21 protein-coding genes are annotated in these 26,698 nt (G+C 43.2%); 13 read left to right on the forward strand and 8 right to left on the reverse strand.

Features of this window, described 5'->3' with window-relative positions; all coding sequences use genetic code 11:
- Window positions 1-101: 101 nt before the first annotated feature.
- The 5 genes from R8G66_33835 to R8G66_33855 are packed head-to-tail and all read left to right on the forward strand — an operon-like array spanning window position 102 to window position 9,676.
- Window positions 102-1,175, forward strand: coding sequence for a hypothetical protein (locus R8G66_33835; GenBank protein ID MDW3197408.1), 1,074 nt, complete (start codon window positions 102-104; stop codon window positions 1,173-1,175).
- 18 nt (window positions 1,176-1,193) lie between these two features.
- On the forward strand, window positions 1,194-2,732 hold the full coding sequence (locus R8G66_33840) for a hypothetical protein (GenBank protein ID MDW3197409.1): 1,539 nt from the start codon (window positions 1,194-1,196) through the stop codon (window positions 2,730-2,732).
- Window positions 2,733-2,743: 11 nt separating this feature from the next.
- The gene (locus R8G66_33845) at window positions 2,744-5,854 is read left to right on the forward strand and encodes a hypothetical protein (protein MDW3197410.1); all 3,111 of its coding nucleotides are present in this window, start codon (window positions 2,744-2,746) and stop codon (window positions 5,852-5,854) included.
- A complete protein-coding gene (locus tag R8G66_33850) occupies window positions 5,844-9,329 on the forward strand; it encodes a DUF6443 domain-containing protein (protein ID MDW3197411.1) in 3,486 nt (1,161 codons plus the stop codon). Before R8G66_33845 ends, R8G66_33850 begins: the two co-directional genes overlap by 11 nt.
- Window positions 9,326-9,676 (forward strand): hypothetical protein, encoded by a 351-nt coding sequence (locus R8G66_33855; protein MDW3197412.1) that lies wholly within the window; start codon window positions 9,326-9,328, stop codon window positions 9,674-9,676. Before R8G66_33850 ends, R8G66_33855 begins: the two co-directional genes overlap by 4 nt.
- A 41-nt stretch (window positions 9,677-9,717) precedes the next feature.
- Here R8G66_33855 and R8G66_33860 read toward each other — a convergent pair whose 3' ends face one another.
- Together R8G66_33860 and R8G66_33865 are read right to left on the reverse strand one after the other, a co-directional pair.
- Entirely contained in the window at window positions 9,718-10,068 is a 351-nt protein-coding gene (locus R8G66_33860) for a hypothetical protein (GenBank protein ID MDW3197413.1), read from the reverse strand.
- The gene (locus R8G66_33865; GenBank protein ID MDW3197414.1) at window positions 10,065-10,400 is read right to left on the reverse strand and encodes a helix-turn-helix transcriptional regulator; all 336 of its coding nucleotides are present in this window, start codon (window positions 10,398-10,400) and stop codon (window positions 10,065-10,067) included. The genes R8G66_33860 and R8G66_33865 overlap by 4 nt, the downstream gene beginning before the upstream one ends.
- Before the next feature lie 159 nt (window positions 10,401-10,559).
- On the opposite strand from R8G66_33865, the gene R8G66_33870 reads away from it, so the two are divergent.
- The 7 genes from R8G66_33870 to R8G66_33900 all read left to right on the forward strand — a co-directional run bounded on the left by R8G66_33870 (window position 10,560) and on the right by R8G66_33900 (window position 17,696).
- On the forward strand, window positions 10,560-12,095 hold the full coding sequence (locus tag R8G66_33870) for a hypothetical protein (GenBank protein MDW3197415.1): 1,536 nt from the start codon (window positions 10,560-10,562) through the stop codon (window positions 12,093-12,095).
- Between the two features lie 85 nt (window positions 12,096-12,180).
- Window positions 12,181-13,197 (forward strand): tyrosine-type recombinase/integrase, encoded by a 1,017-nt coding sequence (locus R8G66_33875; GenBank protein ID MDW3197416.1) that lies wholly within the window; start codon window positions 12,181-12,183, stop codon window positions 13,195-13,197.
- Window positions 13,163-14,086, forward strand: a complete 924-nt coding sequence (locus R8G66_33880) for a tyrosine-type recombinase/integrase (protein ID MDW3197417.1) — start codon at window positions 13,163-13,165, stop codon at window positions 14,084-14,086. The genes R8G66_33875 and R8G66_33880 overlap by 35 nt, the downstream gene beginning before the upstream one ends.
- Window positions 14,087-14,280: 194 nt before the next feature.
- The gene (locus R8G66_33885) at window positions 14,281-14,517 is read left to right on the forward strand and encodes a hypothetical protein (GenBank protein MDW3197418.1); all 237 of its coding nucleotides are present in this window, start codon (window positions 14,281-14,283) and stop codon (window positions 14,515-14,517) included.
- A gap of 1,044 nt (window positions 14,518-15,561) precedes the next feature.
- Window positions 15,562-16,050 (forward strand): hypothetical protein, encoded by a 489-nt coding sequence (locus tag R8G66_33890; GenBank protein MDW3197419.1) that lies wholly within the window; start codon window positions 15,562-15,564, stop codon window positions 16,048-16,050.
- 222 nt (window positions 16,051-16,272) lie between these two features.
- On the forward strand, window positions 16,273-17,286 hold the full coding sequence (locus R8G66_33895) for an RHS repeat-associated core domain-containing protein (protein MDW3197420.1): 1,014 nt from the start codon (window positions 16,273-16,275) through the stop codon (window positions 17,284-17,286).
- A gap of 32 nt (window positions 17,287-17,318) precedes the next feature.
- Window positions 17,319-17,696, forward strand: coding sequence for a hypothetical protein (locus tag R8G66_33900; GenBank protein MDW3197421.1), 378 nt, complete (start codon window positions 17,319-17,321; stop codon window positions 17,694-17,696).
- Between the two features lie 85 nt (window positions 17,697-17,781).
- Here the strand turns inward: R8G66_33900 and R8G66_33905 are convergent, their stop codons facing one another.
- Window positions 17,782-17,967, reverse strand: a complete 186-nt coding sequence (locus R8G66_33905) for a hypothetical protein (GenBank protein ID MDW3197422.1) — start codon at window positions 17,965-17,967, stop codon at window positions 17,782-17,784.
- A 698-nt stretch (window positions 17,968-18,665) separates the two neighbouring features.
- Here R8G66_33905 and R8G66_33910 point away from each other — a divergent pair.
- Window positions 18,666-18,803, forward strand: a complete 138-nt coding sequence (locus tag R8G66_33910; protein MDW3197423.1) for a hypothetical protein — start codon at window positions 18,666-18,668, stop codon at window positions 18,801-18,803.
- A 949-nt stretch (window positions 18,804-19,752) separates the two neighbouring features.
- Here R8G66_33910 and R8G66_33915 read toward each other — a convergent pair.
- The 5 genes from R8G66_33915 to R8G66_33935 all read right to left on the reverse strand — a co-directional run bounded on the left by R8G66_33915 (window position 19,753) and on the right by R8G66_33935 (window position 26,657).
- Entirely contained in the window at window positions 19,753-21,306 is a 1,554-nt protein-coding gene (locus R8G66_33915; GenBank protein ID MDW3197424.1) for a DUF1501 domain-containing protein, read from the reverse strand.
- Between the two features lies 1 nt (window position 21,307).
- Entirely contained in the window at window positions 21,308-22,987 is a 1,680-nt protein-coding gene (locus tag R8G66_33920) for a DUF1800 domain-containing protein (GenBank protein MDW3197425.1), read from the reverse strand.
- A 137-nt stretch (window positions 22,988-23,124) separates the two neighbouring features.
- On the reverse strand, window positions 23,125-23,700 hold the full coding sequence (locus R8G66_33925) for a RidA family protein (GenBank protein ID MDW3197426.1): 576 nt from the start codon (window positions 23,698-23,700) through the stop codon (window positions 23,125-23,127).
- 38 nt (window positions 23,701-23,738) lie between these two features.
- The gene (locus tag R8G66_33930; protein ID MDW3197427.1) at window positions 23,739-23,930 is read right to left on the reverse strand and encodes a hypothetical protein; all 192 of its coding nucleotides are present in this window, start codon (window positions 23,928-23,930) and stop codon (window positions 23,739-23,741) included.
- Between the two features lie 6 nt (window positions 23,931-23,936).
- The gene (locus R8G66_33935; GenBank protein MDW3197428.1) at window positions 23,937-26,657 is read right to left on the reverse strand and encodes an AsmA-like C-terminal region-containing protein; all 2,721 of its coding nucleotides are present in this window, start codon (window positions 26,655-26,657) and stop codon (window positions 23,937-23,939) included.
- Window positions 26,658-26,698: the final 41 nt, after the last annotated feature.

Genomic DNA, 26,698 nt, shown 5'->3' on the forward strand with positions numbered 1-26,698 from the left:
TACATGAAGTTTTTTGATGCGTTTGTGAAGTCATTAGTGGAATTGTAATCCATTTTATGGAACTTTGAATCAACAACTGATTCAAAACCATTTGACAACTTATGTACTTTCTTTCATTTTTGGCTTCAACCGGATTCAAGGCCAGCTTGAATAACATAGAATCCAGGATACTATTCATCCTATCATTTGTTCTTCTTATTGTCTTCTCCTCTCATGCGCAACAATGGGAAACGAACAGTGGGAACCTATACTTCAATACAGGAAATGTAGGAATCGGTACAAATAACCCCGAATCAAACTTACACTTGAAAGGAGATGGTCTAAGTTTTTGGGTCTCACGTTCAACATACCTTTCACAAGGTTCGGATATAGGTATAGATTTCCGACAATTAACTCATAATGGTGCTTTTAGAACAGGAGGAGCAATTAAATCAATTTCTACGGATACTTATACAGGTGGTGTAGGTTCTACATACGATTCGGATTTAGTACTGTATAGTGCTGGTGATGGACAACTAGTGGAAGGTATCAGATTAACTGCCATAGGAAATATTGGAGTTGGTACATCTAATCCGGAAGCCAAACTTCACATTAAGGGAGATGGTCTTAGTTTAAGACTGACTCCAAATACATATAACTCAACCGGATCGGAAATTGGTGTGGATTTTAGACAATTAACTCACAATGGCGCTTTTAGAGCGGGAGGAGCAATAAAATCAATTTCTACCGGCACTTATACAGGAGGTGTTGGGTCAACATACAAGTCTGATATAGTACTATATAGTGCTGAAGCCGGGCTGTTGGTGGAAGGGTTGAGAGTTAATAGTGCTGGAAATATTGGCATCGGCACTATTTCGCCTACCCAAAAACTAACCGTAAATGGCAAGATAAATGCCGAGGAGATCATCCTAGAAGATGTAGCTGGAGCAGACTTTGTGTTCGAAGAAGACTATGACCTGCGCACCCTGGAAGAGACCGAACAATTCATCAAAGCCAACAAGCACTTGCCAGAAATTCCATCTGCTGCTGAAATGGCCGAAGAGGGCTTAGCCATCAAGGAAATGAACATCCTGCTACTGCAAAAAGTGGAGGAATTGACCTTGCATTTGATTAGAATGGAGAAAGAGGCGGAAGTAATTAGGCAAAGATTGCAGGTGCTGGAAGAAAAACAATAGAGACAAAAAAAATTTTATATGAACAACACAACAAGAACTAAGATTTTTATCTTATTGATGACGCTGGTAGGTTCCGGAGTGATGGCCCAAACTTATACTGCGCCACTGAATGTAACTAGTAATAATGATGCCATTGCAACTTATATGACCACCGATAATACCTGGCTCTTCACGCAGTGGCTAAACAGTTCAGGTCAGCGCAAGGCTTATATGGGATTGAGTTCAAACTTGTCAGAATTCAGGCTAAACCTTGAAAATGGAACTGACGAATTTAATATTAATGGAGCCGATGTTGGAATTGGAACGTACACCCCACAAGCGAAATTAGATGTCAGAGGATCGATCTACTCTACAGGTGATTTTACGTTTGGAACGAATGCCGAATTCTCACTGAGGAGAACAGTGGGTGAAATTGGACAAGGGGCCGATTTAATCATAGAAAATAACCAGGGTTCTACCAATCAGCGGTTCAAAATCATTGATGGCACATCTAGTACTCCCCCAGGTTTTGCTTTCGATGTTAGTTTCGATGCGGGTTCAACCTGGGAACGAGATTTTGTTTACAGAGGTAATAAGCTTGGCATCGGAACAGCCACACCTAATGCGTTACTAGATATTGCTGGTAATACTGCCGTGTATGATGATTTTATTGGATATTCAGGTGTAACCAACGGGACTCAGCCTAACGGTAAAGCGCCAACATTGATCATAAGAGAAAATACTGCTGGGACGAAATCTCCCAATGGAGCAACCTATAAAGGCGGACTAAGCTTTGGTGTAGGTGGTGCAGGGATTTATTCTGTTAATCCCAACCCTCACGGAAGTGCGAATTATGGTGATTTGAGATTTCATACTACCTATTACAATGGCAGTGGCTTTAGTAACGCGGACCGCATGGTCATCACCAGGAGTGGCGTTATAGGAATAGGTACTGTTTCCCCGGTGGGCTTATTGGATATCAGAGGAACTGGCACCATGGATAGTAGGTATAAGCCGTCAAAATCCTATCTCAGAATAGGTGATGGCAATATTTCTTTGCTCATGGACGGAAATGAAATTTATAGTAATCACAAGCTCATATTTGGTTCCTCCTACACCAAAGAAATTAGTTTTCGAAATGTAAGTTCCACGGCGTATGAACAGCTTATGGTCATTAAGCCTAATGGCAAAGTTGGGATCGGTACTAATTCGCCTACACAAGAGCTTTCAGTGGACGGCAAGATCAACGCCGAGGAGATCATCCTTGAAGATGTATCCGGAGCAGATTTTGTATTCGAAGAGGACTATGACCTGAGGTCATTAGAAGAAACAGAACAATTCATCAAAGTGAACAAACACCTTCCTGAGGTTCCGTCTGCTGCTGAAATGGCTGAAGAAGGTCTAGCAATCAAGGATATGAACATCCTGTTGCTGCAAAAAGTAGAGGAATTGACTTTGCATTTGATCCGGATGGAGAAAGAGGCCATTGAGATGAAACAAAACACGGAGAATCTGACGTCCAAGGTACTTCAACAAGAAGAGAAGATTCGGAATTTAGAAGCAGCTCAAAATAATTAATAATAGACACGATGAAAAGAGTAATATGTTATGGCCTAATGGTCATACTCGGTTTTGTGACTCAGGCACAGGACAATAACACCGGAGAGCCTACGTTTTTGCCTCCCAATGCGGCGGCGTTTAGCAAGTATGGAGACATTCCCGTCAGTCATCATACGGGAGTTGCCAATATCAGCATTCCCATCTTCACGATCACGGAAGGTAATTTATCCTTACCCATATCCATGTCATATCACAGTGGTGGCATCCGCGTGGATGAAATGGCGAGTTGGGTAGGTTTGGGTTGGTCTCTGAATGCCGGAGGAGTGATCTCTCGCTCTGTTCAGGGTGGTCTTGATGAAGGGAATTTTAAACCTCATGCGGTATCAACAAGAGCGGGTTGGGGCTGGTACCGTGATAAAGGTGCGCCACCGGAAATTACCAATTACCAAACCGCGTGCCCAGATCAATATTTCGATCCAGTTACTGATTCACTCACTACTCCAAAGATCAATAACCAAAATCCCGTCGCTTCCAGTACCCCGTCTTGCTACGACTATCACTATGATGCAGCCAGAGGGTTAATTGATACCGAACCGGATATTTATTCCTTCAATATTGGTGGGTATTCAGGCAAGTTCTTTTTCGATGAACTACAAAATCCGGTTTTGATGCCCATTCAGGATATTGAAATTGATGTGACTTACCATGCCACCAATAAGAAGTTTGATCGGTGGAAAGTGACTACTCCTGATGGGACCAAATATTACTTTGGCAAGAATCCAAATGGTAACAATGCTATAGAAGATTCTTTTTCTAATGGTCAGGGATCTCCTAGTAATTCGCATGTGTTTTACAGTACATCATCCTGGTATTTGTACCGCATTGAATCTGCCAATAACCGTCATTGGATAGAGCTGGAATATCAGCCTGAAATCTACTCCTTTAACTCACGAGCTTCTCATAGCTGCCAAAAAGATGTAGGCGGAGAAATTGCAGGAACAGATTGTGATCAGGCTTCACTGGTTACCGTACGAAATCTGGTAGAGGGTGTAAGGCTATCTAAAATCACTACCAGTTCAGTAAGGTACGAAGCACGCTTTTTGATTTCGTCAAATTCAGATGATAAGCGTCAGGATTTGTCAACAGAGGCAGGCCCTATTACTTCCTATCCTTTGGATGCCATCGAAATAGATGACAATTATGGCTGGTGTAAGAAGTTCAAGTTTACGACCTCTTATTTCCAAAGCCCGGCAACCCTGCATAGTGGCGTTTCTTATGAGGAATCTGATCGTAAGCGACTGAAATTGAATGCTATTCAGGAAATGGACTGTGCCGGAAATATTACATTACCTGCACATATTTTCGATTACAATGAGTCCCAAACCATGGGGCGAAGATATTCTTTAGGGCGAGATCACTGGGGGTATTATAATGGTGCAGATACACAAGCTGGCCTCATACCAAATGAGACGGTAAATATTACCAATTGGACTTTTATTCCTGAAAATGAAAGCCAATATGTCCCTAGCGGTTCTGTTAGTCCGATATACAGCAGTGGTGGAGCTAACAGGAATCCTAGTGAGATCAAGATGAAAGCCTGGTCACTGGAAAAAATCACCTACCCTACCGGAGGCTATTCTACATTTACCTATGAAGGTAATCGACACAATGGCGCTCTTATAGGTGGTCTACGCATCAAGAAAATTGAGTCTTTTGACGAGAATAATACCCTCGCTACGAGCAAAAGTTTTGAATACTTATCCTCACAGCTGTATACCAAAGCGGATGAATACGGGATCAATCTGGAAATTGATAATCCCTATGTCCATAACTTTCTTATGGGCCGAAGCTTTGGAGCATTATTCAATTCTACACCAAACACAGCATTAAGACACAGTCAGAACTATCACATTGGATATACGACCGTAAAGGTCAATTATCTTGATGGCAGTAGTCAAAAACATGTCTATACCAATAGCCCTGTTTTTTCGATTTATAATTACTATCCAACGAAGCCAACGGAATTGAAGCTGAGTAACGGGTCTTTGATCAGAACTGAGTCCCTCGACGATTTGGGAAATGAGGTAGCTCGATCAGAGATCCAATATGATCCTCAGGGAGGAACATCGGCATTTACCATTAATCGAATCTCTGCGGTGACAGGCATTTTCACCACAACTGGAGGCAACAATGGACCGGTATTTATTCCTGAGACCTGGAATTTCAAAAACGTATACCAAATATCCAGTACCTCCTTACGCCAACAGACGGTGACTGAGACCCGAGATGGCATAAGTCAGACCACTAATTATACGTATGGCACCTTACATCAGCAACCCATTGAAGTAAGTACGACCAACTCTCAGGGTGAGGTAGAGAAAACCACAACAAAGTACGCGCCTGATTTGACCTCTACGATGGCAAACAACCTGAAATCAAGGAATCAGATTGTGCCGCTCGAGCAAGAGCAATATGTAGATAGCCAGCTGATCAGTAAATCGAATACGTTTTTTACGGGGAACACCTCCGTCATGAACTTATCACATATCGAATCTTATCCTACGGGTACGGAGATGATTCGTACAGATGTGAGTTTCAATACCGATGATCAATTTGAATCAGTTCAAAAGGAAAATGACATTCCTGTTACCTATTTCTGGGAAGGGGACATGGGTGTATCAGTGGCTAAGTTTTCCAATGCTGCCCCGGGAGAAGTGTTCTACACCAGTTTCGAGGAACTGGGATCCGGTACCTTTAGTACGACCTTGTCAAAAACAGGCTTCTATTACAGAAGTGGGAACACCGTTAATTTATCATCTTTGGGCGCGCCAAGTCCTTCAAGCAATTTAATGTTGTCCTATCACTACTATGCGAATGGCGCCTGGCAATACAAAGAAGTAGATTACAATTCTTCTACGTTTGTAGAGAGCGGAGCCACCCGCATTGATGAAATAAGGATCTACCCGAAGGGCGCCTTAGTAGAAAGCTTCCAGACAGGCTTTGGTGGTCAAATGATCAGCCAAACAGATAATCAGGGTAATACCATTCGGTATGTATTGGATAGCCTTGGCAGGCTGCAATATGTCAAAGATCAGGATAATTACACACTAAAGGAATACAGCTACAACTATGGCAACTAATCAAAAAATGAACCTCAAAAGCATATTTGGGCTGCTGTTGGTGCTTCAAATGGCCTTCAGCGCAAAAGCACAAACAACTACTCAGAATTACGTCATGAGCATGACTGCTCGTGATACGACTACTTTTGCGCTCTACTATGTCCGTGGAGATGAGACGAAGGTCCAAACCGATATCACTTATGTGGATGGTTTGGGAAGAAACAAGCAAACCGTGCTAAAAGAAGCCACACCAGGTTTGAAGGATTTGGTGACTCCTTTTTTCTATGATCAAATGGGAAGAATGGATAAAGATGCGCTGCCCTATCAATCCGCAGTAGGTACAGGAGAATATCGTTCTAACATGTACAATGAACATACTGCCTATTACACGGACACCCAATCAAACGGAGAAGTAGCTAATGTAAGTTATCCATACAGTAAAAGAGCCTATGAAACTTCACCATTGAGTCGGGTCGTGGAAATGAGCGCGCCGGGATATAGCTGGAGACCTTCGGGGTTTGGAGGGACGAATGTCGTGACCAATGTATACAGGAGTAATGTTCAGGATGGCTCAAGTACCGAAGATGATATCCGTATGTTCACGGTTGACCTGTCCGATAACCAGGTTGTTACTTCAACGCAATATTATGCGACAGGTGAGCTTAATGTGGTGGAGACAAAAGATGAGGATGGGAATAGAACATATGAGTTTACGGATAAATCAGGTCAGGTAGTTTGTAAGAAAGCGGCGGTGGGAACAGCGGACGAAACGCATACCTACTATGTTTACGACATTTATAAACGGTTAACTTTTGTCATACCTCCACAGGCGGTAGAGGAAATGGGTACCAATTGGAGCTTACTCAACGATTATTCTTTCAGGGATCGTTCGTTGTTCCGATACAAGTATGATCAACGAAACCGGATGATCGAAAAGCAGGTACCCGGTGCTGGAAAGGTAGAGATGGTCTACGACAAAAGAGACCGCTTGGTATTCACTTTGGATGGTAATCGCAGAGATATTGGGTCTACTGCCAATAGCGTAGAATACGTAACAAGCGGGACTCGTACCGTGACTAGCTATGAGGGTAAAAGCTATGTAAGGTCTCCAGGAGCCAAGATATTAATCAAGAAACCTGACTTTCAAGCCTCCAAACTGGATAATTTCAGTGTCAGAAAATCGGCAACACCTTACCCAAGTGAATGGCTCTATACCAAGTATGATGAGCTGAATCGCCCGGTGATAACGGGGATCAAATCGATGACCACCACCAGGGCCGATTTACAGTCCTTGATTGATAATGATGCCAATTACGATTTTTCAGTAAGTTATGTAGGAGCAGCTGGGGGTAATGTGTATGGCTATGCTGACAGCAGTTATCCGAGTGCTTCAGGAACAGAAGTGCTAACGGTGACCTATTATGATAACTATGATTTCAAAGCTGATTTTAACTGGGAGTCGGAATATAACTATACCGGTCATTTTACTCATACCAGGGGACAAATGACGGGAGGACTTACATTACTATTGGATAGCAGCCCTGCAAATCATTTGAAATCTGTGACTTATTACGATGATCGACTAAGGCCCAAAGCGGTCATGACAGAAAATATTTTCGGGAAAGTAGATGAAGTGGTTACCACTTATAAGAATGATGTTTTGCCATTAGTGGCAAGTACTACAATGAAACATCGAAAAGATGGGTCAACCACTACAGTCCATGAAACATTCACCTATGACCATCGAGATCGGTTACTTACCCATACGCATGCTGTTGCAGGAAATGGCACAAAGACACTGTCGAGCAATACCTACAATGCCCTTGGGCAGTTGATTGAGAAAGACCTACACGATGATGTATCACCGGTACAGTCGGTGGATTACCGATATAATGAAAGAGGATGGCTTACAACCATCAATGGCGGGTCCGGAACTTTTGACGATGGCACAGATCAATTTGGCATGGAGTTGAAATACAATAATGCACCAACGCCTAATTTCAATGGCAACATTGGCCAGATGCTTTGGAAGGCCAAAGGAGGAACGGGTGTAACCACCGCCTCCCAAAACTATCAATACGGTTATGATGACCTGAACCGACTCAAGAGTGCGGATTATTCTGGTGCAGGAAACTTTGATGTGAGTAACATCACCTATGATAAGAATGGTAACATTGAAACCCTTCAGCGGAACACCATCGATAACCTGAGTTATGATTACTATGGTAACAGATTGACCCGAGTCGAAGATGCTACAAGCAACACCAGTGGGTTCGAAGACGTTTCATCAGTAGTGGGAACACAGGAATACAGGTACGATAAGAATGGCAACATGCTCAGTGATACCAACAAAGGAATCACTGCCATTGAGTATAACTATCTGAATCTACCACAACAGGTAACCCTGGATGATAATACCATCATTTCATACACGTACGATGCTGTCTTCCTCAAACACCGTCAAACGGTAGACGATGGTTCGCCGGAAACGACCACCTATTCCAATGGTTTTCATTACAAGGACAACACCCTGCAATTTCTACAACATGTCGAAGGAAGGGCCAGATACAACAGCGGCTCATGGTTATACGAATACAACCTCAATGACCATTTAGGCAATGTGCGAGTTTCCGTCAACGAATCAGGGGATGTGGTGCAAAGAGATGGGTATTATCCTTTCGGGGGGACGTTCAATAGTTCAGCCACCAGCCCCGAAAACCTTTATAAGTATCAGGGATATGAGCAACAAAAAGAGACTGATACTTACTTGACAGAGTTTAGGATTTACGATGCTTGGCTAGGAAGATGGGCACAAGTGGACCCAAAGGCTAATGAGTTCCATAGCCCTTACACGGGAATGGGAAATAATCCTTTACTTTTCATTGATCCTAGAGGAGATACAATCTTTGTTAATAGCACTGGATATATCACCAGAAATGATGAGACTGATAATCTGGTCTATACGACAAATGAAGACGGAGAATTAGTAGCGCTTGGTGAAGTTGGTGGTGAGATTAATGTAGATGACATTTATGCAAATCTACTTGAGCAAAATACTGAGGAAGCCGCAGGAATGTTGAATCCCTTCTCTTTCAGGAACAAAGTGAAAAATAAAGGAGAGTGGGATTTGAAGAATAATAAGAATACAATTTTTGGTCTTGCTAACCATACAAAAGGAGAGAAAACCACCTTTACTTTTCAGGGGGAATCAATGGAGGCTCAAGATATAGGAAACCATCATTTCGGAGCAGTTGGAGAAGCTATCGGGATTTTTCCTCAGGAATTTATGCTTAAACAAGCTGGAGAAGCTCAAATGGCTGCTGGCACATCAAGACCAGAATGGCAGGTCTACAAAGAAGAAACAAGGACCACAGTTAATATGGGTGGAGTTACGACTTATAAAAGTAAAGTACTGCAACCACCTTACGGGGATGATCCTAGAGATCAAAAGTGGATAAAAGCCGGATTCCAGTACTACAATAAAATAAGGAAATGAAAAAGCTCTTATTAGCTGTTGTGTTGATCATTATCTCTGGTCTTGCCTTCTTTTTATATCAGTGGTCAACTTTTGAAATGTTTCCTGTCGAGAGCAACTTAATCCACGAACAAAAAGAGGGCAACAATACTTACCGGATTTATTATCTAGCTGGAAATGCTACGACGGAAGAAGTGATACAATTAAAAGTAGAGAGACAAGGATACGAGTATCTGATAGAGGCTTTTGAAGGTTATAATTCGCTTAATGACTTCAAAATAGTGAATGATTCAACGGTTCAATTGACTTTGCTTGACAATAGTTACAAGAATAATAAGCCTGATACTTTAGAAATCAGAATAGACTAGTAATTAGAGCCCCGCAGTGCCGGGGCTTTTTCTTTACTGCTTCAATCTTGCCTGAATCTCCCTAAGGCATAACCAATGATGGCACCAACAAGTGTTCCAATAGTTACTCCATCTAGAATTTTAGAATAACCAAGAAATACAACCGCCCCTAGAAGGAGAAGCACAAGGCCAATATCGAACAAATAGGTAAATAAAAAGGTCTGACGGCTACTAGCAAGGTTTTTCATGATATTAGCAACAGTGACTTTATAGTTCTCACCATTTACAAACTTCCAAAATTGAACATTGGCTAGCTGCTGGCTGAAAGCCTGAACTTGTCTCTCAAACTCTTGCTTTTGCTTTTCTTCAGGCGTTTTTTTACCATCTTCAGAATTGTTTTCCTGCTGGCTCATGAGTATGCTTGTTTGGTCTTAAAATCTCTTACAAGGGCATCAATGACGGAGAAGATTTTATCTTTCTCTGAATCTGGCAGACGTTGAATGTCCTTGATCCTTTTAACTGTGTCATTGTCCAATACTTCTTCCTGATCTTCTTCACTGACTAGATAATCAAGCGAAACACCTAGCGCGTCAGCTATCCGTTTAGCATATTCAACAGACGGCATTACATCCCCTCTTTCATATTTACTAATGGCATCCCTCGAAATGCCAGTTGCTTCGGCTAAATCTACCTGAGACAGGCTTTTGAGCTTTTTAAGCTTGGTAATCTTCTCACTCAGCTTCATAGAAAATCAGCAATTACTACTAAAAACGTAAGATCGTCTACAAAACTAGTCATTTATGGTAATGAAAAAATAATATAATACTTGATTGAGTGTATAAGATCATCTAATATTGCTGAACATCCTACTTGTATAATAAATTATTACGCAATTGCTGAAAAAATGGAAAGACTTAACTCTTCCAACCCTGAACACATCATCTATCAACACGAACCGCTAGACATTGCCGTACTTGGTGGCGTCCGTTTAGAAGGCTTGGACCGGATGCGAGTAACACTGAAGGTAAAAGTTGAACACCTGAGCTTACGGCATAACCTGGACTTGTACAATGACAACCAGACGGAGAAGCTTGTTAGGAAGATCGCCGAGCGGCTGGACATTGGTACGAGTGTAGCAACTGCGGCCTTGACTGATTTAACCGACTGTTTGGAGCAATACAGACTAGAGGAGATCGAACGACAACAACAGGCACATAACAAAAGGAAAATGCTAACTCCTGAAGAGATCAAAGCCGCCCAAGACTATCTGAAAGCTCCCAATCTAATGACTAGAACCATGCAGGACATAGGCAGGGCCGGTGTGATTGGTGAAATGATCAACCGCCTGCTCATGTACCTGATCTTTACCAGCAGGAAACGGGACAGCCCTTTGCACATCATCAGCTTGGGAAGTTCAGGAATCGGCAAAACACACCTACAAGAAAAGGTTAGCGCACTGATCCCGGATGAAGACAAGTTAGAAATCACCACTTTGAGCGGCAACGCCTTCTACTACTTCGGCCAACAAGAACTGAGAAATAAACTGATACTGATTGAAGACTTAGACGGAGCCGAAGAAGTGCTTTATCCCTTGCGAGAAATCAAGAGCAAGAAGCAGGTAACTAAAACGGTGGTGATCAAAAACACAAAGGGCGAGACCAGAACCGTAACGCTGAAGGTTGAAGGCCCGGTCTGCGTGTCTGGATGTACAACCAAGGAGAGTTTATATGAAGACAATGCGAACCGAAGCTTTTTGATCTACATCGATGAAAGCCCGGAGCAGGACGAACAGATTATGAGCTATCAACGCCAACTGAGTGCGGGCAAAATCAATCTGTCAGAGCAGTGGGAAGTCATTGAGCAGTTCCAGAACATGCAAAGAGTGTTGCAATCTGTGAGTATTAGAAATCCTTACGCTGAATCCCTGCGGATCCCGCAAGAAGTGTTTAAGCCCAGAAGGACCAACGCCCACTATCTGGCCTTTATCGAAGCAGTGACTTTTTATCACCAATACCAGCGAGAGAAACAACACGACAAGGAAACCGGAGAAGAGTATATCGAGACGACACTGGAAGACATAGAAGAAGCTAACAAGCTGATGCGTGAAATATTGCTGCGCAAATCTGATGACCTGAACGGGGCAACTAGGAATTACTTTGAGCGATTGAAAGTGTGGATGAAGCAGGAAGACAAGAACACCTTTAGCAATGTGTCAGCCAGACAGGCCTTGAAAGTGAACGCCAGCAATCAAAAGCGATACATGATCGCATTACAAGAATGGGGCTTGGTGAGAAAGGCAAAGGGCGACAAAAAGAACGGCTACGCCTACGAAGTGGCCACCTTCGATGATCAGCAACAGCGTAATGAAAAGATCGGGCAAGTGCTGGACAATACTTTGTCTGAGTTGAAGAAGTTCAAGAAGACCAAAAGAAGTTCATAGCCAAAAATGAACCACATAACAGCCCATACAGCCAGCAAACCTACAGAATCGAAGTAGTTCACTTTAAATCGGAAACATCAACCGAGTGAAAAATTTAGTCCTATCGAATCCCTCCTTTAGATACCTTGAAAAGAGCTTCACCGAATGGCTAAACGTCCAAGGCTACGCAGAAAGTACGGTTTATAGACTGCCGCCACATGTTCGCGAATTGCTTCACTATCTGGAGCAAGAAGGCATACAGAGCATTAAAGAACTAACGATCCATCACATCGAGACACACTATCAAAACCTGAAGGAAAGAAGAAATCAACGAAGGGGCGGAAGCCTGAGCAATGCACATCTAAATAAGCACATCCAAGCACTACGGAAGTTCACTGAGTACTTACGAAAAGTAGGCCGTCTGGAAATCGCCGAGCCACAAATATCTAATGAAGAGTCGGAGAACCGGATTATCTACCTAACCCCCGAAGAGATCACCTTACTGTTCAAAGTAACCTATCAATCGCCTGAGAAGTTGCCCAATGTAACCCCGGAAGTATTGGAAGCAATACAAGCCAGAGACAGAGCCATGTTAGCGGTGTTTTATGGTTGCGGGTTGAGAAGAAATGAAGGGGTTAATCTGAACGTTGGAGACATCAACTTTGATAGGTCATTGCTTCACGTGAGAAAGGGCAAGAACAATAAAGAAAGGTTTGTACCCATTAGCAAAACCAACCGAAAGTATTTAACTCAATACACCTACGACCACAGATCAACGCTAGTAAAAGCCAGCAAAAGTGAAGCGGTTTTTATCAGTTATCAGAGCCACCAAAGGTTACAAGGCCAAAGCCTGTTCAACCGGCTGAAGTATCTTCAACTGCAGACAGGCGATCTTGATCTATTGGAGAAAGAAATAGGTCTGCACACGCTCCGGCACAGTATCGCCACCCACTTTATGCAAGCCGGGATGAAGCTAGACAGTATCGCTCGATTCCTTGGACACGATAGCCTAGACAGCACACAGATATACACGCACTTAGCAGGTGTGAAACCACAATCGAAACAACCCTTTGCTAACCTCAGAGCCTATGAACCAGGAAGATTATCAGAAGACGAAAGATAGCTTTAGTGAATACCTGAAATCAAAGGAGTTCACTAACAAAAGCATCCAAACCCGGATGACTGTATTTAACCAATACTTACTGTGGGCAGATCAGGAGAACCTAGAGCCAGAACAAATTACTTACAATGATTTACTGCTTTACCTGAAGTACTGCCAAGGCCAAGGACTCCAACAAAGAACAATCAAAAGTCATATTGCGCTCATCAAGCACTATTATAATTACCTGATCCGAGAGCGTATAATCACCCTAAATCCGACAACAGACATCAACGTAAAAGGTGCGCGGCGCAAAGTGCTTTATCACATCATGGAGCCTCATGAGCTACACCAACTCTACCACGAGTTCCCCTGCAACAGCTTAGCAGAAAAGCGCAATCGGATCATGTTAGGGCTGTTTGTTTATCAGGGCTTGCGGACTGAAGAAGTAGGCAGACTGGAAGTGCAACACATTAAGCTGAGAGAAGGCAAAATCGATGTATTAGGCGGACGAAACAGCAATGAAAGGCTAATACAGCTTGAAAGCTATCAGGTAATGGATATGCACGATTACATCCTACAAGTACGACCGGAACTTATGAAGATGGAGCCTAAACGAAGGAACCAGCAGAAGCAAGAAACAGACCTGCTTTTCATTGGTCAGGGTGGGCAACGATACAGCATTAACAACTTCATTACTCAAACTATGATCAGTGCGCGATCAATCAACCCTGACCTATTAAATGCAAAGCACATCCGGGCCAGTGTGATTACAAAATGGCTGAAGTTGTACAACCTTCGAGAAGTTCAATACTTGGCCGGGCATAGATATATCAGCAGCACAGAAAGCTATTTGCAGAACGATCTGGAAGAGCTCAAAGAAGAAGTGCAACAATACCATCCATTAGGTTAATCCATGAATCATGAAGACTAGAGGACCATAGCCAATAACGAATTAGATAATTTTACTCCGAATCACAAGTGATCTAAATAAGATCATCAAGACTTACCCCTGTATGGTTTACAGCCAGGAAACGACTGTGTTGCTTACTTGTGAGCAAGGAGAACCTAAGCAGGGGTTCTTTTTAACTCCTAAATACAAGTAAAATGAAAGTAAAACCGAAAGAGTTAGCCCCGCTGGCTGACTTTATCAATGACTCCTATGTGGGTGATCTAGCCACGGCCAGCAATGACCTCAGAAAGGCAGTTTACATGCTCCATTACATCGAGCCGGGTTCGGTAACAGAATCAGAAATCAAGGACGTATGTTTTGCACTCCATCACATGAGCCAAAGACTATTTACGGCCTATAAGGATCGAATCAACATCAAACTAAACAAGTAACTACAGGCTCCGAAAGGAGCCTTTTTTAATCCCCTGAATCAGAAGAAACCATTTTAGAAAAAGCGGACAAAATACTTTAACCCCTCTACGAGCTACACACAATTAGCTACGCTACCTCGGCATTCCGCCTGCCCCGTCTACAGTTCCCCAGACAGCCCCGCAGTACTCACCGCACTCGCCGATGTGATCGGCCTCTAATCCAATGGATGCATCCCTCTTGTGCCGGTATGGCCCAGTGCACCGCTAGTCCAGCAAATCTTTTTGAAGTGATGTTTTGAAAGGGTTTAGAAGTCAGTGGGTCGCTTGCAGTTTTGGGTGGGTGAAGTTGAAAGGTCAGTTTACCCGTGATAGGTCAGTGGTAATCTGTTTTTACCCAGGCATCGAGCCAGGGCAAAAAACACTTAGGAAAAGCGGCGTGCCTGTGGTTCGTCTGTCAGGCTGCCCGTCGGAAATAGAAAAGGTCGTTCCAGTTTTTTCTTTGGTGTTCATTTTTTTAGGCAAGAAAAAAACGGGGCTCCACCTTGTCTATTCCTTTGGTTGCTGCCAGTACGGTCCTCGTCACAGGTGTTCTCTCTGTCTTTTTTGAATTATTGAACGCCTGCGGCAGCTAGGCAAAAAAGCCAGCTACTCACCTCTAGTTTATGCGGGCCTGCGACTCACGCCAGTTCCCTGCGCTTCACTCCTGAACGAGTCAGGTGCTTGCTCCGGCACTTCCGGCCACTCCTTACAGTCGCTTTACCCGGCAGGCTGGCGAGAGTACCCGCAGACGGCCCGCCAAGGTTATCAAGATAGCTAAGCTCATCAGGCTTTTAACTCAGGTGGTGGAAACCTGCCGCACTCTGTTAATGATCTGCCCCGATCCGGTGCAGTGCTTCCCTTGGCACATCCTCCCGGTAACCAAGTCGGCGACCTGGTACGTGCTTTAGTTGATGATCGAGTACGCCGACTTGTTCACCGGAACGATGGACGATCCGAGACAGGCCAACAAATAGCAATAAATGCCCGTTAATATGGTTTTATCAACAATAACTAAATGTACAAAACATGGCAACAGAGAATCTTGTATCCATCACAATTAGCCCGGAAGACCTGGGCAAAATCAATGCAGCAGTTACAGAACTCAACACAACGCTAAAGCCGCTATTAATCTCTTTATCAGCTGACCAGCGACGAGAGATACCCAAGATGGGAGACGGCACAGAGCCTTTTGTTAGTAAGGTCATGGACTATGCGAAAAGCAATCCGGAGTTTGCACCACCTTACATGAATGTAGAAGAGCTGGAGATTGATTTTAACGCAGTGAAAGACCTCAATGCGGTGTATCGTCCCTTGTTGCAACTCTTACAGCAGTTAAATGATAGTATCATGCTCTCAGGCAGTGAAGCTTACGTAGCGTCACTGGCTTACTACAACTCTGTTAAGATCGCATCGAGAATGAACATTGCAGGAGCTAAAGCCATATATGATGACTTGAAGCAACGTTTTTCCAAAGTGACCACCACAAATGGTCAAAGCCTGAGCACTGATACTTAAAGTTGAAGCTCAGAGCCGCAAGGGGGTACCTCGGAAGTACCCCTTTGATGCTTTTTGCTCCCTGTTTTGAGCAAATTACTCGCCCTTCGAAGCAAATAGCCGCAAACAGCTAGTTCAGCGCTTCAAGCACCCACCTCAGAGGTACCCCCGACCAGTAAAAAACTAGCTCTTTGAAGCTCCGAAGTACCCCCCGCTAGTTATGAACCTTTTATCTTTACCTAAATGGCTTGCCCAAAACTGCTATATGATCACGATCAGGAGTCTTTACCGTTTTTAGAGGTATGGAAGAAGGAGCGCTTAGAAAATACCGACGCTCTTTTTTTAGGTACCCCAGGCGAAAAAAGTCGCGCTGAAAATTTTTGTGATAGTTACTTGCCCTTCGGGGGGACGTTTAATAGTTCGGCTACCAGCCCCGAGAATCTCTACAAGTACAATGGAAAAGAGGAACAGAAGGAAACGGGTTGGTATGATTATGGTGCCAGGATGCAGGATCCTTGGTTGGGTAGGTGGTTTAATATTGACCCTCTCGCTGGTAAATATTATCAATGGTCACCTTATACATACACTTTGAACAATCCAATACGTTTTGTAGACCCCGACGGGATGCAAGTCGGTGTAGAAAAGGAAGGAGATCAGGACCTTGTTAGAAACTCTGTGAGTCAGGAAGAATCTCAATATATCAAGTTCAATAAAAATGGTCAGATTAAACGAGGTGCAATTCGAAGAGGTGCAAAGAAGCTTGGAGATAATGCAAGCGAGAACTTTACCGCTTTAAATGCACTAGTTCAATCTGATGATTCATATATGGTTGTGACATCAGATGAAGTCGGTGATTTTGGATCTAGTGAACATGTAGCTACAGATGAAAATGGTGAGAGTGGAGCATGGGGGCCAACATTTGAGGTTGATGGAGAAGTTCTTTTAGGTAAACAGGGAGAGTTTAGACCTCAAGGAGAGAATGGTAATGAATCTGGTCATCATTTGATAATGATTAATAAAGGACAATCCGAGGATAATCAAACTGTTACTCAATCACATGAAGCTTATGGACATGCTTACTTTTTTGATAAAGGAGAAGACGCAGGTCATGATTTTAGGAAAGAGTGGGAAACCGACGAGAATGGAGATTTGACGGGCAATCAAATAAGGATTGATCAGAATAAGAAGCTAGATAAACAAATTAAAAAAGTAGAGAAGAATACCAGAAGATTCTTAAAACAAAGGAGGGGTAAATGATTTTATTAATAACCTTATTAATGAATTTGTTTGTGGAAACTGAAGTCATATTAGACTGTAGTTCAAAGCAAGTTTCTCTAAACTTTTCGAAGGAATATAATTACACAACTGATCATGTTACAGAAGGAGATTTTCACAATTTTCTTTTCCCTGAAGACAATATTGTAGTTGTTGTTCAATGCATATCTAATGTTAAAAGACCAATGTTAAGAGAGAACGTGATTGCAAGTGACACCCTAATGATTACCGGTAAAAAAGTCTTTCGAAGCTATGGATATGAGAGTGATAGTCTTCACTTTTGGCAAGAGGATGTTTATTTGGAACTCCCTATATCAATTAGAATTAGAAATGCGTCTAGTGAAACCTTTGGGCCATATCAAGAAATTATGGATCAGATTAAGATTAAGTAGTTCAGTTGAATTCATTGAACTCGACTAGTAATGCAATGTAATAGCAAAGCCTCTGAGAGATCAGGGGCTTTTTACTTTTATGTGACTAGTCCTGCCTGAATCTCCCTAGCGCATAACCAATAATGGCCCCTACAAGTGTTCCAATAGTTACACCGTCAAGGATTTTAGAATAACCAAGAAATACAACCGCACCCAAAAGAAGCAGGACAAGGCCTTTATCGAACAAGTAGGTAAATAAAAAGGTCTGACGGGTACCAGCAAGGTTTTTCATGATATTGGCCACAGTAACTTTATAGTTCTCACCATTTACAAACTTCCAAAATTGAACATTGGCTAGCTGTTGGCTGAAGGCCTGAACTTGCCTCTCAAACTCTTGCTTTTGCTTTTCTTCTGGCGTTTTTTTGCCTTCTTCAGAGTTGTTTTCCTGCTGACCCCAACTAAGCGTAATTTAATAAAACAAAAAATCAAGTGCTGAGCGTAGATTCCGATCTACGCTCTTATATTTTCTGCTGTCTGAGCGGAAAATGCGGTAGCCTTTAAAACCAATTCAACTATCAACATTATGTCAGACAGCTATCAAATCAAAGATCAATCAGCCATCTATTTTCTTTCCTTTCAAGTTGTCGCATGGGTGGATATATTTAGTCGGAAGGTATACAGAGATATCATCATAGAAAGCCTGAAATTCTGTAGGGCCCATAAAGGATTGATCCTATATGGCTATGTGATTATGACAAATCATGTTCATATTATCGTCAGAAGCGAAACGGGAGTACTTTCAGATACTATGAGGGATTTTAAGCGATTTACATCTCGAAAAATCATGCAATTAATTGACGAGAATAATCATGAAAGTAGGAAGAAGTGGATGCAAATTGTCTTTTCGTATCATGCCAAATACAATAAAAGATCAGGTAACAAACAATTCTGGACACATGAAATCACGCCGTGCAATTGGGCACCAATGAAATGATTGACAGCAAATTGAATTACATTCACGAAAACCCGGTTCGGGCCGGTTGGGTAGAAGAAGCAGAACATTATTTGTACAATAGCGCACGAAACTATGCGGGTATGATTAATCAATTGGAAATAGAAATGATATGAAAGCGTAGATGAATTTACGCTTAGAGGGGGGCTGTCCAATCAACGAATAGAATACGTGCAAGGGAAGGTAAACCTTTAAGAACGGAGTACAAGTTTCCGAACGGTACAGTAATCAAAATACCAATTGAAAAATGATTAGAATTAATAGCAAGCAGCTTTGGATCAATCTAATCTTAATAATTGTTTTGATCGTTTCCTTAATGCAGATATTCCTTCAGTTAAAATATTTGATTGTTGGGAGAGGCTTGTACTTTGGTTATGAAAATACTATGATATGGGATGTATCAGTAGCCTTCTTCTGGTCATTTTGGCTCATTGGTTCTCTTGGACTACTGTTACAAAGAAGTTGGTCATTCACCTTTCTTTTCCCAACATCGATTCTATCAATCTTGGTTAGTATCGCTACCTTTTCAAAGGCAATTCACAAGCCATTAGACATACAGATCATTACTTATGTAGGACTGATATTATCACCGGTCCTTCTAGTTTATATCAATTGGCCAACAGTAAAAAAGCAAGTTGGGTTTACCGGGAAAAACTACCTTTTAGGCTCAATCTTTCTTGTGGCTTTTACAATACTGTTTTTAGTTATTGACCAGAAATAGCCTTAATAAACTAGTGGGAAGATTTTTCTATGAATAGGCAGACTTAGTTCTGTAATCCCGAATATATGCGCTAATGACCCTCATTAGCGCATTTTTTTCATCATCGGGCATGGTGTCAATCTCTTTGAATTGCTTCAAAAGTGCAGTGTCTTTGATTGCACTATCCACTTCATTACCCCTACCTAGGTGTAGTTTGTATTAAAAATAGAATCTGAGCGTAGGATGTTTCTACGCTCTTACATACCCTGCTACTTAGTAATCGCTCGGCTCCTAAGGCCGAGTGATGCATATTGTTAGGGCATGCAGCCCGAAAATGATAAATCCTAAAATACGCCCCTAACAGTTTACTTCACCACCGAAAAAACCTTCCTTTGGTTCCCCAGGGTCAATAAAACGAAATATCTACCTGGTTGCAATCGATGGGCGTCCCAGGAAAGGGTATTTGGCCCTGACTGGCTACGTCCTCGGTGGATGGTCTGTATTTTGACGCCACGCATATCGAGCACGTCTACAGAAACCATTTCTTGGTTGCCAGTAAATTGTATTGTGGCCCTATCTCTCACGGGATTTGGAAATACGTTGAAATCCTGAAAATGATTGGAGGGTGTATCCAATATCGTACTTTCTCCGATGATCTCCAGGGTCTGATAGTCTTTAAGCAAGACCCGATTACTTAATCCTGTGTCTACCTCAAACCATTGAGCCAGGACCGAAGCATACAACTGGCGAAAATCATATTGATGTTCCAGATTATCCGCATAAGTCATACTGGCATCCAGTATAGGGTTGCGACCGGTTACGCCTCCTTTTACGGCATTCCCAAAGAAAAACATAGGAGCTGCTGCACCATGATCGGTACCATTACTGGCATTGGCCAGGATGGTTCTTCCAAATTCGGAGAAGGTCATGCCTAATACCTGATCCCCGATGCCATGAAATTCTAAATCATCCATGAATGCGTTGATGGCGTCGTTGAGCATGGTCAATAATTCTGCATGAAAGCCCTGTGTATTGTCATTGGCCAGCACTTGTGCATCATGGGTATCAAAACCACCCAATCGAACCAAATAGATCGGTGTTTGGCTACCTCCTGCAATGAGTTTAGAAACCACCTGCAGCTGATCGGCCAGGTAATTGCCAGCCGGATAGGGGACATGATTATTAACCCTGGAGGCGATTTCAACGATGCGCTGGCCATAAAGCTGAGATTGCTGAGCAATCAAGCGGATGAAGCGCAATTTTTCGCCGGCAGCCGTATCCGGTGCTTCTTGCTCCACATTATCCAGCAACTCGTAAAAAGACTGGACATTGTTGACTGTGATGCTGGTATTGGCTGCAGGCCCCTGAAACAACAAAGAAGAACCATATCCGATTTCTACAGATAGTGGGTCTGGCATTTCCTCTGTTGGGAAGGCCTCAGGGTATTCCGGGTAAAGATCACTTAGCATTCGTCCGGTCCATCCGGTATTCAGTTGCTGATTGGAATCAGATCCGCTCATCCAAATGTCAGTTGACCGGAAGTGTGAAAAGTTTTGTTCAGGATAACCTACATTTTGAATGATCTGGAAACGACCTTCATTATACAAGTTTCTAAGATCAGTCATAGCAGGATGAAGTCCTACGGGCGCATCCCACAAATCCAGGACCTGATTTTCTCTCAGACCCAGGTTTCCACGAAGTGCACCTAGTTCGGCAAATCGATCTCTCGGAATTACCGTATTGAGTCCGTCATTCCCCCCTTCCAGAAAAATCATGACCAATGCTTTGCCGCTTTCTGAAGCTTGCTTCAGCATATTTTGCATGGATTGGCCTTGCGCCATGTTGAAGCCCATGGTGCCTAATACACTGGGGACTGCAGTTGCGTGGAAAGCGTGTCGTAAAAATGATCTTCTCTTCATCTCACATCAATTGAAATTCCCCAAATTCTAACATCGACCTGAACATAGCGGCAAGTCGGTTTTGTACAGTCGTCCGGTAATCCGGGTTATCTGGAAAGTTGATGAACTGATCCCAGGCAAAAGTCCAGTATTCGTCACTACCCTGGCCGGTGAGTAAGGTGCTTTTCAGTCCGTTACTGACCTCTTCGCTGAGCTCTATCCCCAGCAGTAGAAGTGCCGCTTCACGAATCATCTCATTAGGATCACTTGGATTGTGCAAACTATTGATGAAAATGGTCAGGTCTGATCGCCACATGTTGTACTGAGAATATTGAATTCTCCGGATCACCGTTTCTGTATTGATCCATAGCTTGTCAAAACTAGGAGCCTGGTAATATGCCTGCCATCCGGAGACACTTGGAGGGTCACCAATTTCCAATCCTGCCTGTGCCATGGTCCATATGAACTCCTGATTGGCGATGTGCAGTTCATTGATGTCTTGCGGACGTTCATTGTCCAGCACCCTGGCAAAGCCAAGCAAAAGGTCCATCGGGTTTTTGATGCTTGCGCCATAATTGGCCACATCATAAAAATGCTCGCTTTTAAATAAGGCGATCAGTACTGGTGTGATTTCGTAGTTATTGTCCCGAAAGATCTGTGCCATTGGAGTGATCACATTCGTCTCCGTGGCCTCGTCTATTTCGTGATACACAAAGAAGTTGTAGAGCCTGCGACAGATGAAATAACTGACTTCTTCATTTTCAAAGATCATGTCCAGCATCTCGAATACCTCATTTCGTCCCTCACCTCCAGATTTTCCTTCTATCACGCGATTGCCATAAAACTCTGAAAACTGCTTGTCTCCTGTATCGTGATCCCAATCGTGAAAGCGGGAGTCAAAATCTCCTTCGGACTCATAATGTTCCCAGGTGACAGACCAACCGGTTAATACCCTGGCCGCTTCATAAACATCATTTTCGGTAAAACCAGCGTTAGGCCCTTTCCCAATACAGAACAGTTCCTGTAGTTCCCGGGCGTAGTTTTCATCAGGAGCTTCTTTGTTGTTAAATGCTCCGTTCAGGTAGATCAACATGGCCGGGTCTAGCGTGATTTTCTCAGCCAGATCCCGATAGTTTCCAAATGCATTGTCATAAAGCATCTGGTAGTACTCGTATCCCGTTTTGGCAATGAATACATCCCAAAATTGAGTCACCAACAAGTTGTGCCAGAAAAGGGTCAATTTCTCGTGAATGGTCGTCTCCTGGGTCAATATGTTGTTGATGATCCATGCTTTCAGGGAAATGATCCTTGAACCTTCATGTTCGGAACTAAAAGGGGCTTCAATCCAGGTTTCGCCGTAAGGGATTACCTCGTCTTCAAATTCACTTCCGTCTGGTGCATAGTCATTGACAGGAGGGGTATGCCTTGCTGAAGGTTGAACGATGGCTTCAACGGCCTCATCCATGGTCATGGATAAGAACTGATCGATTTCAGCACGCTTTGCCCCGAATAAGGTGCGTTTCAGTAAATGCACCACCTGCGCCTCAGACCATTCACCACTGTGGGGTGTAAGTCCGGTAGATAAGGTAGCGCGTTGGGGAAATGGCAGCTTTTCCTCTTTCAGAACAACAGGCTTTACCTTCCGGTAATGATCCATTGTCTGTTTAGAGGGACGTTTACGAGGATCTTTATTCTTATTCACAATTGCAGGCGTAAAAGGTCCGAATCGAAAAGTGAGTGAGCGGAACCTTATAAATATACGACAGACAATACGGAATATTCCCTACCCGGATAGCTTTAATCCAAAAAAATCGATGAATAGTGTAATTCTGATGATGATTACTCAGGTAGAACTTCCACGATCATTTCTACTTCTACGGCGATGTTACGAGGAAGTGATCCCATTCCAACCGCAGCACGGGCATGTTTTCCTCGTTCACCGAATACTTCTACGATGAAATCTGAGAATCCATTGACCACTTCTGGTTGATTTCCAAAATCCGAAGCACAATTTACCATGCCCAGCACTTTCACCACCCGGACCACTTTGTTAAGGTCACCAATTTCAGCCTTAAGTGCTGCAATCTGTGTAACGGCAGCCAATCGGGCAGCTTCATATCCTTCTTCAATGGTTAGGTCTATACCAACTTTACCCTGGATATAGCCTCCTTCAGGTTTGCTTGGGCCTTTCCCTGCCATGAACACCAGATTGCCCGTCCGAACCGCATTTACATAATTGGCGACAGGTTTAGAAGGCTCGGGTAGCTCATAACCTAGCTCAGTGATGCGTTGCTCTACATCATAATCATACAATTCTACTTGTTTCGTATCATCAGTATTTTCATCATTGTCCATGGTGACCTGACAAGAAACAGCTAAAAAGGCAACGAGTAGGATAGGAAGGAATTTTTTCATCGAGAGTAATATATTGAGAGGTCTAAATTTAACTTTTTCTACTGATCATTTTTGCCCGTGCGGTTTTTCATCACGCGAACAACTAATAGCAATGCAAAAATGCCAATGATAGCTATGGCCAATCCATCTCGTAATTCCTCCCGGGTAAAAGACGTATTGCCAGATTCAATGAGCTGATAGAGGAGTACGCCTATCAGTATATAAAGGACATATCGAAAAGATTTTTTCACTGAGGTTTATTTCCCTCCCCCTTTCTTCTTTTTCTTACCGAACAAGTTTTTCACCTTGTCCTTGGCTTTGTCGATCTCTTCTTTGGCTGCCTCTGCGGCTTTGTCCTTCTCAGTGTCCAGTTTCTGTTGCGCAGCTTCCTGTTCTGCTTTCAGTTTGGCCTCTGCTTCTTTTTTCTTTTCGTTGGCAATTCTTTCAGCCTCCGCTTTCCTTTTATCTGCTTCTGCTTTGGCCCTGGCCTTAGCTTTTTCAAGTTCTTCTTTCGCTTTGGCCGCAGCCACATCTTTTGCGCTGTTGGAGCCAGAACTTCCGGAAGGTTTCAAACCCTGGAATTTCACCTTAGGATCGGTGAATGTTCCCCCTACACCAAGGTCGATATCAACCTTAGTTGAAACCGCATTATTTAGCCCGAGCGTGTTGGAGGCCAGGCTGTTCAGGGCACTTCCTGCAGCTCCGGTAGACACTTCTTTGACTAACATGGAGTAATCCAAATCGCCCACGATGCTATTGCTACCACCTACAGCCGTTCGATATCCTCCCAACTGCATTTCGAATGGCTTTACATAAACACGCCCATCCCTGATCTCCGTTTGAAGCAAAACGTCTTTCAAAGACACTTTACCATCATTGTCTTTAAGGCTGTTGCCACCGGCAAATCCAGAGACGGTGCTTAGTAATTTAACTTCATTTAATGCGGCATTGGCCACATTGACCAGGCCGAACCCCTGCATGGTATTAAAGTCAGGTGACATGTCTTCCAGTAGCGATCCGGAGATCTGGAAATCTGTGGAGAAATTGCCGGTCATTTTCTCTGCAAATGGGGCTAAAGTCTTGATCGTTTCAAATCCCTGGAATGCCTTCGGTATAGACAGGTCTTTGATGCCCAGGTCAAAATCGTACAATGGATCTTCCGGTAGCGTCTCGTAAGCACCACTCATTTCGAAGGTGCCTTCCAACAATTCAAATTGCACACCTTCCATTCGAAGCGCGCCATCCCGAATGACCACTGATCCTTTGAAATTGTTGATGTCGTAGGTGCTGTAAACCATCTTATCGATGGAAGAATTCAATTCAAAATCAACATTGGTTGGTATTCTTACCACCTCCAATGTTGTGGTGTCTTCTTCCTCTACCACAACAGAATCTTCTTCAGTTATCCACTCGTTGATGTCCACCAAAGCAGAGCTGAAATTGAATACCCCCGTCAGGGTGGTCTCTTCTCCCAACGCATATTCCATGTACTTCGTAATCTTGCCGTCCAGGTTCAAGTCCGTATTCCCTGCATTGCCTTTGAAAGATGACAGTGTGATGTCCTCGGAGCTGAAAGAGGCCTGAGTTTCGGCAATTCCAAAACCTTGGGGTAAGTCCGGTGAAGTGTAAGTGAAATCTTTGATGGACATGCTTCCAGAAGTGCTCAATGCCTGGTAGTTCTCTTGTTCTACATCAGACATCCTGCCGGAAGAGGCCATTTTTGCATTGATCTTTCCTGCTAACTCCATGCCTTCAACAGGGATGACATTGGTTAGTTTCTCCAGGTCTAGATTGCCATCGAATTTGAAATCCCAGAAATAATCTTCCAGATCCTTGAACATTAAAGTCGCAGAAGCAGGCTCTCCATCTACCAACAGATTGAATTGATCGACAGCAAATGTGAAGTCCTTCAGATCAGCTGTAGGATAGTCAAATCCGGCTTTGATGTTGAGTTGTTCGATAGGAATGGGATATTCCGTGTATTTAAGGTTTCCATTAGCGACGGAAAGGTTGGCTGTCACTTGCGGCATACTGTTTTCATTGTAGGTGCCTTTTACATACCCATCAAACCCAATTTGTCCACTAGCGGTAACGCCATTCAGGTATTCCTGATAAGTACCTGGGATCAGCGAAAGAATACTTTTCAGGCTAATGTCTTTCCCTTCGAAGGTAATATCCATATCAATGTCTTCGCCAGGCATGTTCACGGTACCATCGACACCAAACCCAAATTGGTTAAGAGACAGTCGATTTTCTTTGAAGACAAATGCCATTTTGGCGAGATCCATGTTTAGCGTAAGGTCTGCTTCAAAACGTTTTCGGCTCAGGTATACTTCGTTGCCATAAGCGAAAGAAACTTCTTCGATCACCGTATTGGTGGTCAGGTCGAATACTTCTAGTGTGAAATCCCCTGACCCTTCGTGATTCAAACCATCCAGCAGGACAGATATGGCTGAGCTAAGATCTACATAATCTATTTCTCCATCGTTGATGGCCCACTTTTCAATCGTAATAGCAATGTCTGTAGATTCAGAAGTGGTCGTTTCTTCAGGAAACTCCTCTTCAGTAGTCGCTGAGGCTTTCGCAATATCATAACTGGCACTTCCGTCTTCCAATACATGGACATTGATCAGTGGTTCATCGAGTAATATGTTTTTGATGACAATATTTTCTCCGGAGATGGCTGACATGACATCAATGGTGATGTCAAATGTTTTGACGGCTAGTAGCGTGTCAGACTCAAATTTATCTACACCAACCACACCAAAATTCCCGATGGCAACACTCAGGTTTGGGAAGCTACGAAAAAGCGACAGGCTAAAGTCATCGGTGCTGTAATAGATCCTTGCATTGAGGTTATTAGCCACCTGCTCATCCAGAGCTTTTTGAATGTCATCTTTGAAAAAGACGGGTGCGACAGCCATTGCGATCAGCAACAAGCCGATAATGGTAAAAAAAATGATGAAAAACTTTTTCATGAACGTGGTTTTATATCAATGCCTCCAAAACGGCGGACCCG

This window comes from Cytophagales bacterium, from assembly GCA_033344775.1.
Lineage (GTDB): Bacteria > Bacteroidota > Bacteroidia > Cytophagales > Cyclobacteriaceae > JAWPMT01.

Coding starts and splice junctions, on each gene's coding strand:
- R8G66_33865 (MDW3197414.1), bottom strand. CDS start 10,400: ATGAAGCTGAGTGAGAAGATTACCAAGCTTAAAAAGCTCAAAAGCCTG.
- R8G66_33835 (MDW3197408.1), top strand. CDS start 102: ATGTACTTTCTTTCATTTTTGGCTTCAACCGGATTCAAGGCCAGCTTG.
- R8G66_33910 (MDW3197423.1), top strand. CDS start 18,666: ATGATTGACAGCAAATTGAATTACATTCACGAAAACCCGGTTCGGGCC.
- R8G66_33840 (MDW3197409.1), top strand. CDS start 1,194: ATGAACAACACAACAAGAACTAAGATTTTTATCTTATTGATGACGCTG.
- R8G66_33870 (MDW3197415.1), top strand. CDS start 10,560: ATGGAAAGACTTAACTCTTCCAACCCTGAACACATCATCTATCAACAC.
- R8G66_33935 (MDW3197428.1), bottom strand. CDS start 26,657: ATGAAAAAGTTTTTCATCATTTTTTTTACCATTATCGGCTTGTTGCTG.
- R8G66_33905 (MDW3197422.1), bottom strand. CDS start 17,967: ATGAAAAACCTTGCTGGTACCCGTCAGACCTTTTTATTTACCTACTTG.
- R8G66_33890 (MDW3197419.1), top strand. CDS start 15,562: ATGGCAACAGAGAATCTTGTATCCATCACAATTAGCCCGGAAGACCTG.
- R8G66_33885 (MDW3197418.1), top strand. CDS start 14,281: ATGAAAGTAAAACCGAAAGAGTTAGCCCCGCTGGCTGACTTTATCAAT.
- R8G66_33845 (MDW3197410.1), top strand. CDS start 2,744: ATGAAAAGAGTAATATGTTATGGCCTAATGGTCATACTCGGTTTTGTG.
- R8G66_33850 (MDW3197411.1), top strand. CDS start 5,844: ATGGCAACTAATCAAAAAATGAACCTCAAAAGCATATTTGGGCTGCTG.
- R8G66_33895 (MDW3197420.1), top strand. CDS start 16,273: ATGGCTTGCCCAAAACTGCTATATGATCACGATCAGGAGTCTTTACCG.
- R8G66_33880 (MDW3197417.1), top strand. CDS start 13,163: ATGAACCAGGAAGATTATCAGAAGACGAAAGATAGCTTTAGTGAATAC.
- R8G66_33915 (MDW3197424.1), bottom strand. CDS start 21,306: ATGAAGAGAAGATCATTTTTACGACACGCTTTCCACGCAACTGCAGTC.
- R8G66_33860 (MDW3197413.1), bottom strand. CDS start 10,068: ATGAGCCAGCAGGAAAACAATTCTGAAGATGGTAAAAAAACGCCTGAA.
- R8G66_33855 (MDW3197412.1), top strand. CDS start 9,326: ATGAAAAAGCTCTTATTAGCTGTTGTGTTGATCATTATCTCTGGTCTT.
- R8G66_33925 (MDW3197426.1), bottom strand. CDS start 23,700: ATGAAAAAATTCCTTCCTATCCTACTCGTTGCCTTTTTAGCTGTTTCT.